6 protein-coding genes and 1 pseudogene are annotated in these 10009 nt (G+C 43.3%); 2 read left to right on the top strand and 5 right to left on the bottom strand.

The window, feature by feature from the left end; all coding sequences use genetic code 11:
- From PENNN9_RS03840 to PENNN9_RS03860, 5 genes and pseudogenes are all read right to left on the bottom strand, one after another.
- Positions 1 to 1412: FAD-binding oxidoreductase (locus PENNN9_RS03840; RefSeq protein WP_058368418.1), on the bottom strand; the 1412-nt coding region annotated here is incomplete at its 3' end.
- 29 nt (positions 1413 to 1441) lie between these two features.
- Positions 1442 to 3103 carry an ABC1 kinase family protein gene (locus PENNN9_RS03845; protein ID WP_058368419.1) on the bottom strand — a complete coding sequence of 554 codons (1662 nt, stop codon included), beginning with the start codon at positions 3101 to 3103 and terminating at the stop codon, positions 1442 to 1444.
- Between the two features lie 86 nt (positions 3104 to 3189).
- The gene (locus PENNN9_RS03850; protein ID WP_058368420.1) at positions 3190 to 3897 is read right to left on the bottom strand and encodes an SCP2 domain-containing protein; all 708 of its coding nucleotides are present in this window, start codon (positions 3895 to 3897) and stop codon (positions 3190 to 3192) included.
- 88 nt (positions 3898 to 3985) lie between these two features.
- Positions 3986 to 4875, bottom strand: a pseudogene (ubiE, locus tag PENNN9_RS03855) (bifunctional demethylmenaquinone methyltransferase/2-methoxy-6-polyprenyl-1,4-benzoquinol methylase UbiE).
- Between the two features lie 415 nt (positions 4876 to 5290).
- A complete protein-coding gene (locus PENNN9_RS03860; RefSeq protein ID WP_058368421.1) occupies positions 5291 to 6004 on the bottom strand; it encodes an FFLEELY motif protein in 714 nt (237 codons plus the stop codon).
- Between the two features lie 286 nt (positions 6005 to 6290).
- Between PENNN9_RS03860 and PENNN9_RS03865 the strand changes: the two genes are divergently transcribed.
- Positions 6291 to 7904, top strand: coding sequence for an ATPase (locus tag PENNN9_RS03865; RefSeq protein WP_075103621.1), 1614 nt, complete (start codon positions 6291 to 6293; stop codon positions 7902 to 7904).
- A gap of 444 nt (positions 7905 to 8348) precedes the next feature.
- Positions 8349 to 9956 (top strand): inorganic phosphate transporter, encoded by a 1608-nt coding sequence (locus PENNN9_RS03870; protein WP_058368423.1) that lies wholly within the window; start codon positions 8349 to 8351, stop codon positions 9954 to 9956.
- Positions 9957 to 10009 lie beyond the last annotated feature (53 nt).

A 10009-nucleotide genomic window follows, 5' to 3' on the forward strand; every position in this document is an offset into this window, starting at 1 on the left:
ACTAAAGGCTGAGGCCAGATTTTACCAGGGTTTAGGATGTTGTTTGGATCAAGAGCGGACTTGATGGCTTGCATAAGCGGTATGGCGTTGCCATGTTCTTGATCCATGTATTTTTGCTTACCTTGACCGATGCCATGTTCACCAGTACAAGTGCCATCCATCTCGATAGCACGTATAGCCAACCGTCCGATGATCTCGTCAGCTTTGGCAGTCTCTACTGGATCATCATTATCAACCAACAATAAAACATGGAAATTGCCATCGCCAACATGACCGACCATAGGGCCAATCATTCCAGCGTCTGCAATGTCTTTTGCAGTGGCGCTTACGCATTCAGCCAAGCGTGAAATAGGCACACAGGCATCAGTCGATAACGCTTTTGCTTCTGGTCGCAAGGCTGAGCTGGCATGATAAGCATTGTGGCGCGCTTGCCACAGACGTTTGCGCTCAGCTTCATTAGTATCCCAAACAAAGTCAGTACCGCCAAACTCTTCGATAATATCATTAAAAGTCTGTGCTTGTTCGCGTACGCTCGCTTCAGTCCCATGAAACTCTACAAACAAGGTAGGTGTCTCAAGTAGATCAAGATTTGCGTATTGGTTGCAGGCCTTTACTTGTAAAGCATCAAGCAATTCGATTCGAGCAATAGGTAAGCACATCTGAATGGTAAGCATGACGGCCTGACAGGCCTCTTCAATCGTTGGAAAATGACAAAGACCACTACCAACACATTCACTAAGCCCAAACAGTTTGAGTGTGACTTCGGTGACGATACCAAGCGTACCTTCAGAACCTATCATTAAGCGCGTCAGATCATAACCTGCAGCCGACTTTTTGGCACGCGTACCAGTTCGTACGATCTCTCCATTCGCTGTCACCACTTCAAGTGCCAGTACCACATCTTTCATCGTGCCATAGCGTACTGCGTTAGTACCTGAAGCGCGGGTTGCAACCATACCGCCGATACTAGCATTGGCGCCTGGGTCTATGGGGAAAAATAAACCTGTATCACGTAAATAATGATTCAGCTGTTCACGTGTAACACCAGGCTGTACAGTCACTGTCAAATCTTCGTTATTGACTTGCAAGATAGCATCTAGCGCATGCATATCGATTGAAAGTCCGCCATAAGGAGCATTTAATTGGCCCTCAAGCGATGAGCCAATACCAAAAGCAATCACTGGCATTTTATGCTGGTTGCAAATCGCGACCGCTTTAGCAACGTCATGCTTATCTTGCGCTGTCAGCACGGCATCTGGTGGCTGGTTGGCAAGCCATGTCATGGTATGGCCATGTTGTTCGCGGACCGTCGGATTGATACTGAGCTGCTCGCCAAACTGAGCTTGTAGCTCACTAATAGCGGCACTATAGTCCGGTTTAGTAGGTGTGGTATTAACTTGAGAGCTGATCATAACTTATCCTTGTCAGTGAAGCGGTAGCTTTAAGCTAAGATACGCCAAACGACTGCTAACATCGCTAAAATGTAAAACACAGGTGATAGCCAGCCGACTACTTGTGTAGCAATGGCGATAAATAGGCCAAATCCTGCTAATGCTAGCCAGTCACGGCGACGGTCATTGAGCATGTCGGCACGTATTTGCTGAATCTCACGCAACTGACTGTCTTGACGTGACCCTTGTGAAGCCAAACTCTGCAGACCTTGATCTAGTAGTTTTGGAATATCAGTACTGGACAATAAAATCTCTGGTAGCTGTGCGCGTATCTGTTGAAAGTTGCGCATAGGATCAAGCTGCTCTTTAACCCAACTACTTAAGATTGGCTTCGCCAATGACCAAATATCCAAATCTGGATACAAGTCACGACCAAGGCCTTCAACATGTACCAAAGTTTTTAGTAAAAGCATCAGTTGCGGCGGGATGCTCATATGATGGCGACGCGCTATATCTAAAATCTGCATCAAAACGCCAGCAAAATCAATCTCATTGATAGACTTTTGTAGCATCGGGCCGACGGTGCGCTTCATATCACGCATCAAAGCATGCTTGTCTGTATTTGGTGGAATCCAACCAGCACGGCTGACGATATCGACCATAGCAGTAAAGTTATTGTTCATGACGGCCAATAGCATACGCGCTACAATCAATTGATCGTCTTTTGATAAAGTGCCCATAATAGCGCAATCAAGACCAATATAACGAGGTTCATGACCGAGATTGACCGCTTGAGTATGACTATCTAATGTTTTTACTGGTGGCGTTTCTACAAAGACATTGCCCGGATGCATATCGGCATGAAAGAAGTTATCTCGAAAGACTTGGGTAAAAAATATCGTCAATCCTTTTTCAGCGAGTGTTGCCCGGTCATAGCCTAGCTGATCAAATATATGAACTTGTGAGATCGGTACCCCTTGAATGCGTTCCATCACCATAACGTTTTTGGCAGCGTCGTAAACTTCAGGCACATACATCAATGCCGAACCCAAAAAGTTGTTACGCATCTGAGTAGTATTATCCGCCTCTAAAGTCAAATCCAGCTCATTGAGCATGACTTGCCGATAGTCTTCAACAATATCAATAATATGTATTGCACGTGCCGCTTCAATCCGTGCCGATGCCCAACTGGCAAGCTCACGTAATAGCTCAAAATCTGCAACAATAGTCGTGCGGATATTAGGACGCACGATCTTTACTACAACTTCACGACCATCTCTCAATGCTGCGGTATGTACTTGAGCTATGGAAGCTGCGGCTAACGGTTTGACATCAAAGCGTGCAAATAGCGTCTCAATAGACTGACCGAGACCATACCTTGGATCTTGAATTTGAGCGATGACAACATCAGATTCAAAAGGTTTTACCTTATCTTGTAACTGAACAAGTTGTTCAATAATTTCAGGTGGCACTAAATCACGACGGGTGGAGAGTAGCTGACCAAGCTTTAAAAACAGCGTGCCCATATCTTCTAGCGCATATTTAATCGCATTGGGCTGATGTTTTTTGCCCCAAGCAGCTGGATGCATCCGAATCAAACGTAAAATCGGCTGTAGCTGTGGAGCCTCCTCAGCCGTAAAGTGAGTATCAATACGGTAGCTTGCAGCAATACGCCAAAGTTCAAGTAGACGGGCGCGATAGGATAATAGCATGGGCAGTAGTTACTCTAAGTAGTTACTTGAAACAAACAGTCTAGATAAGAATGCGGATAAGATGAAAAAGACAGGATAAGCTATATCTACCTATCGGTTAAACATGCTTGCTCAGCTTTGATAGCGGCCAAACGTGCCTCTTCACGTTCGATATCCGCACGCAGCTTAAGAATTTGCTGCTTGAGACTGTCTGCTTCTGCTTTTTCGATGGGGTCAGGTGGGCTATTGCCTGTCACGTCGTTGGCCCAATCACTCACATCGTCAAAGGTACGTTTGGCAGTGTGGCGAAAGCTGCTTTTGAGCTGAGATATCAGTAGTTGCAACTGACTTGCCATTGGCTTGCCTATGAAAGGTTCGAGCTGACCTGCAATATCAGGGTCAAATCCAGCGACCAGCTGTTTGAGCTGCATCAAGACTTTGTAATCACCGTCAATCGGCAGATTGCCTTCAGCGCCGCGTATCAAGTTTAATAGCTCAGCGGGGTTTTCAACATTAATAGTGCAGTCTGGACGACTATGGCCAATACGCCCCATATCCTTGTTTGCCTGTTGACGTTCATCAGCATCTCGACCAAAGCTTTGCCCGCGTGGCTCAAACACACTATTGGCAGTAATGGGCTCAAAACGTAGATGCTCATGGTTAAATAAGATATCTACCTGTATCTTAGGCATGACCATATTTAACCGCAGTACTTTACCAGCAAGCGGTGTCAAGCCAGCTTTAGTGATATCATCACTAGCGATAGCCATATTGATGAGTTTTTCGGCACTTGCCAAAAGTAATACCGTTAGCATAATACTCTCACATATCAAAAATAATTATGGTCATGCTGTAGCGTTGTCAACACTGCTTTGAGCGTTAGAGATTGTTGAGCAATCAGCGTTATGCCTTAAAACCTCTATGAACTGCAACGATACCAGCTGTTAGATTATGATAATCGCAGTTTTCAAAGCCTGCTTGCTCCATCATCTGCTTTAAAGTTTGCTGATTAGGATGCATACGAATCGACTCTGCTAAGTACTGATAGCTTTCTGAATCGTTTGCTACAAGCTTGCCCATAAGCGGTAAGGCAGTAAAAGAGTATAAGTCATAGGCTTTAGATAAGAGTATAAGTCATAGGCTTTAGATAGTGGTTCAAAAACAGGCTTTGAGAACTCTAAGATTAATAAACGACCGCCTGGCTTTAATACACGGTACATTGAACGTAGAGCTGCGTCTTTATCAGTGACATTGCGCAGACCAAAGCTAATAGTCAATAAGTCAAAACTTTCATCCTCAAAAGGAGCAAGGGTCTCGGCATTGGCAAGGACAAAGTCAACGTTATTACAGCCAGCGTTAATCAAACGCTCACGGCCAACTTCTAGCATCGCTGCATTAATGTCTGATAAGACAACGTGACCATGACGACCTACTTCACGGCTAAACACTTTGGCCAAATCACCCGTACCACCTGCGATATCTAACACGTGCTGACCTGCACGCACACCAGATAGACTGATAGCAAAGCGCTTCCAAAGACGATGAATACCAAAAGACATCAGATCATTCATGATATCGTATTTTTTGGCAACTGAGGTAAACACATCGGCTACGCGCGCTTGCTTCTCAGCTTTATTGACAGTCTTGTAGCCAAAATGAGTCTCTTCTGATCCATCCGTATCCAGCGTATGCGGGTTATTAATGTCATCACGTTGGTTAAAGGCAACTCGCGGTTTTTGATTGTCCGCGGACGGAGCTGGGTTGTCACTTACTTTATTATCATTATATGGCATAGTGGTTTGCTGACCTTGCGGTGTTCCTGTTGGTAAGTCTTGTAGTTGAGTAAAGTCACTATTATTGGTATTTGTAATACCCGCACTGTTTGCCGTTGAGCGATGACTTGACGTATTAGGAGTAGGGTCTTTGCGAGCTTGGGCCTTTGCACTAATATTTTCACTATGTACAATACTATCTTTGACTAATTTATCTTGAATATGGCTGTTTTTAGTGAACTTGTGATTGGTGTTTTTTAAGTCATTGGTCATAGAGTATTCCTGTGGCCTACTGTTGTGTCTACTTGGCTTTTATAATTATTCAATCATAATTACTCTTCATCCAAATGTAAAAGCATTTTGCTAGCATTATACGACCAACAGTGATTGATCAATATGATGCACGCAAAATGCTCAACTTAGCGACTGTTTTGGTCTATGATACAGCAAATACTTCTACATTGTCGTTACTATCAGCGTTATGAACTTGATCGATGATCTGCAGCTCACGCTTGCAAAATGGTTCAATAAAACCACTGACACTTTTAAGAGGCTTCATCGCGGTAAAACCTGCATCGATAAAATCGTATAAAAGCTGATAGCCACGGCTATATGCCGTACTTTTGGCAAAAGAAAAAGCCTTACGCAGCATAAATGAGTTGAGATATTTATCAGTACGGTAACAGACGTCTTTTAGATTATTGATCTGTAAACGACGTTCATCTGCTTCATCGACCGCGCGATAAGCTTTAAGCATGTTTTCTTCATTGACTGCTAGGTCTTGCTCTATTAACCACTGCGCCAGATGCATATCTAGCTCAATTGCCAAGATAGCGGCCTGAACAGCCATAGTGCCAGTCTGCAATACGGACTCTTTGGCAAGTTTCTCAAGTTTTTTTGCTTTTGGCAGGATGCGTTCTAATTGCTTGGCCAATAGCTTGAATTCATCACCGCCATATAGTTGTGTGAGAAAATAATTCGCCATAGGCTTGTTCTTTGGCTGCTCAAATAGCTCTGAATGAGTACGCTGAATACGTGCCCGTTGCCATGCTTGTACGTCTTTGAGCTTAGAATCTAATGCCTCATCCTCATGATAAGGTAGTGCCCAATAGCGCGTTAAATGCTTTTGTAAATCAGATAAAGCAGACATAGAAGTTTGTCCTGTATGGTTAGGTATGTATTTTTAAATGGAAATGACTTTTATTTAGAAGTTATAAATGTCGGTAAATAGCATCGCTAGCGTAATATATTACCTTAAAAGAATTTAAGTTAGAATACAAATGTCAAACTGTTACACAGCACTGTGATTTTCTGCGCAAACGAATGTTATTATTATGAAAGGACGATAACCAATAACCGCTCACATAAAAATAAAATGGAACTGACATATGTCTCATAATAAATCAGATGGGGAACAAAAAACCACAGAAAACCAAATGGTCAAACAGTTAATAGATCAGCGCTTGACACCCAATCCTTTGAGTCAGTTTTCATTGGACAAGGATGCACTAAGATTGGCCTTAGTGACAGCGCAGTATGCACTGCGAGAGACGCGGCAACAAACGCCGTCTTCTACTAATAAGCCAACCGGATTATTGGTGCTCGTCAATGGTATGGAGCAAGCAGGCAAGGGCACAGCAGTCAAACAGCTACGTCAGTGGGTTGATCCAAGATTATTAAAAGTTGAAGCAACGATTGGTTATCCTCCGCTTGCATACCAGCCTATCTGGCAAGCTCATACCAAAGCCCTGCCGCGACATGGTGATGTCATGGTCTACTTTGGTAACTGGTATGCTGATCTTTTATATCATGTAATGCATCTGGCAACCAACGCTATGCAAGACGATGAAGATCAGGAACTTCTGGTCGCCAAATGGCAAGATTACTTGCAGCAAGCACTGATTCAGTTGCAAGTATTTGAGCGAGATCTGGCTGCAAACCACACCAAACTACTCAAGTGCTGGTTTCATGTCGAAGTTGAGACCTTACAAGCACGTCTAAAAGATAAGGAAGCTGATCCACAGTTTTTATATCAAATTGATTGGAGTGATACTGCAATAGTCGCGCAGTTTAACCGTGTGGCATCTGAACTCTTGCGGCAGCAAGATGACTGGGTCATTATCGATGGTAGGGACAAATCACAAGCAGCGACTGAGTTTTGCCATGAGGTGTTACAAGCGATGCAGACAGCGCTGGCAAGTAGTGTCAGCTTACCTGTATCTGCTGATCTTAAAAGAACTAGTGACATTGCCAGTACGATCTCTGACAGTACTAAAAGTGGCACTAACCTAAGTGACGATGACAGTCAGCCAGACTTTGTATCCGTAGATATACCCGAACAGCTGATAGATATTAAGAATCCTGAGATCGATAAGACAGACTATCATAAACAACTTGCAAAAAAACAGACCAAGCTTGCAGAGTTACTGCGCGCGCGCAAAGGTCGCCACGTGGTATTTGCCTTTGAAGGAATGGACGCTGCTGGCAAGGGCGGGGCTATCAAACGAATGGTTGCGCCGCTTGATCCACGTGAGTATCAAATTTATAACATTGGCGCACCGATGTTATATGAGTTGCAGCATCCCTATTTATGGCGGTTTTGGACACGTTTACCAAATGAGCAAACGGACCGTATGAGTCGTATTGCTATTTTTGATCGTACTTGGTACGGACGGGTGTTGGTTGAACGCGTCGAGGACTTAATAGATAAGCCAGAGTGGCAACGCGCTTATGATGAAATCAATCGTTTTGAGGCAGAGCTTATGGCAGCAGGAACGATTGTCATAAAATACTGGCTTGCCATCGATAAAAAAGAGCAGTTACAGCGTTTTGAGGATCGCCGCGAGACGCCGCATAAGCAATTTAAACTCACTGATGATGACTGGCGTAATCGTGACAAATGGTCAGACTATGTACAAGCGGCAGCAGATATGTTGGCGCGTACCAATACTTCTGATGCGCCATGGTGTATCATCGCAACCAATGAAAAGCGCTGTGCTCGTTTACAGGTACTAGACCATGCTATTGCGCAGCTAAATCTGCACTTATAGATATGAGACACTGTAGGTATTTTATTGCAAAGCACTCAAAAAATAGACATAGAATGTTTTGATGAGAATAATTCGGATGTTTTCTTTGACAATTCATTGTGAATATCGATAATAGGACAAACGAGAATTATAGGCTTTATATCTTCTGTATTTAGTCTAAGTAATATACTGCCGAAAATATAAGTTTTGAGGTTTCAGTTACAAATCTTGTAGTATCATTATACAATACGCCTGATTATTTAATATAATAGGCGCGTGATGAAAATGACCAAATAGCATTATCTCAATTATAATTATCATAAACGAACTCTTAAGCCGCAAGATGCTGTAATCGAACGATTTGGCGTTACATTTGCGGCTTAATGGTATGATAAACGCGCTACTTTATATCATACATCCACATCGCAAATATTTTCAATCAGCTTACGCAAGGCGCATTAATTTATGGGTATTAGCAGCAGTTCTACAGGGTCGACCAAACAAGTGGGCTCTATGAGAATCAATTTATTTTTTGCTATTTTACTGATTGCGATGACCGGCTATTTTTTATGGTGGGGACTCGATTATACAATGCGTCAACAGACGACGCTATTTATTGTGGCGACCGCTTTTGGTGTCTTTATGGCATTCAATATTGGTGGTAATGATGTCGCCAACTCGTTTGGTACCTCAGTTGGTGCTGGTACATTAACCATTCCTCAAGCATTGGGGGTGGCCGCGATATTTGAAGTGTCGGGAGCGGTGCTGGCAGGCGGAGAGGTTACTGATACTATCCGTAAAGGCATCGTCGATATGGACGGCTTAGCCGTTAGCCCCAACCAATTCATTTATGTCATGTTGTCTGCATTAATTGCTGCCGCGTTTTGGCTGTTGTTTGCCACGCGTAAAGGCTTGCCTGTCTCAACCACTCACTCTATTATCGGCGGGGTGGTCGGTAGCTCTATTGTGTTAGGTTTTGATTTGGGCGGCAGTGCAAGTGCATTTTCTACTGTTGATTGGGGTACGATAGGGACGATTGCTATCTCTTGGGTACTCTCGCCATTGTTAGGTGGTATATTGGCTTACCTATTGTATGGACAGATTAAGAAAAATATTATTGATTATAATGATAAAGCTGAGGCCCATATCGGTAAGCTAAAAGCGAGTAAAAAAGTCTTAAAACAAAACCACAAAGAATTTTTAGACAGTCTATCAGAGTCAGAACAACTGGCTTATACTTCAGCGATGCTACGCGATCAAGAGATTTATAAAGATGATGACTGCGTGGTTGAAGACTTAGAGACAGATTATTATAAAGATCTTTATAAGATTGAACATGAACGCAGTAATCTTGATACGCTAAAAGCCATTAAGCAGTGGGTACCAATTATTGCTGCCATGGGTGGTACGGTTATGACCTCTCTTGTGGTCTTTAAAGGCCTCAAAAACGTCAATAGCAATATGACTACCCTGCAGGGTTTTTTAATTATGGGTATGATAGGGGCGCTGGTTTGGCTTGCTACCTTTATCTACACCAAAAGTATTCGTGGTAAGCACAAAGAGGATCTTACCAAAGCGACCTTTATTATGTTTAGCTGGATGCAGGTCTTTACAGCATCGGCATTTGCGTTTAGTCATGGTTCAAATGATATTGCCAACGCTGTTGGTCCTTTTGCCGCGATTATGGATGTTATTCGTACCAATGAAATTGCTTCACAAGCGGCTGTACCTCCAGCGGTGATGTTGACCTTTGGTGTAGCACTTATCGTCGGTCTTTGGTTCATTGGTAAAGAGGTGATTCAGACAGTCGGTACAAATTTGGCAAAAATGCATCCAGCATCGGGGTTTTCTGCTGAGCTTGCCGCTGCAGCCGTCGTGATGGGTGCATCTACTATGGGATTACCTGTATCAAGTACGCATACGTTGGTTGGCGCCGTATTGGGTATTGGTATTGTCAACAGAGATACCAACTGGTCACTTATGAAGCCTATTGGTTTGGCTTGGGTCATTACTTTACCAGTGGCTGCGGCACTATCAGCCATCAGTTATCTGATCCTCAAGCAAATCTTTTAACTGTAGTTGTCGTAAAAACCAGAAAAACGCTTATCAGCATCAAGTTGATAAGC

The organism is Psychrobacter sp. ENNN9_III (genome assembly GCF_001462175.1).
In the GTDB taxonomy this organism is placed as follows: Bacteria; Pseudomonadota; Gammaproteobacteria; order Pseudomonadales; family Moraxellaceae; genus Psychrobacter.

Bases quoted from the DNA above. Each gene is read 5' to 3' on its own strand.
- PENNN9_RS03865 (WP_075103621.1), top strand. From the start codon at position 6,291: ATGGTCAAACAGTTAATAGATCAGCGCTTGACACCCAATCCTTTGAGT.
- PENNN9_RS03850 (WP_058368420.1), bottom strand. From the start codon at position 3,897: ATGCTAACGGTATTACTTTTGGCAAGTGCCGAAAAACTCATCAATATG.
- PENNN9_RS03860 (WP_058368421.1), bottom strand. From the start codon at position 6,004: ATGTCTGCTTTATCTGATTTACAAAAGCATTTAACGCGCTATTGGGCA.
- PENNN9_RS03845 (WP_058368419.1), bottom strand. From the start codon at position 3,103: ATGCTATTATCCTATCGCGCCCGTCTACTTGAACTTTGGCGTATTGCT.
- PENNN9_RS03870 (WP_058368423.1), top strand. From the start codon at position 8,349: ATGGGTATTAGCAGCAGTTCTACAGGGTCGACCAAACAAGTGGGCTCT.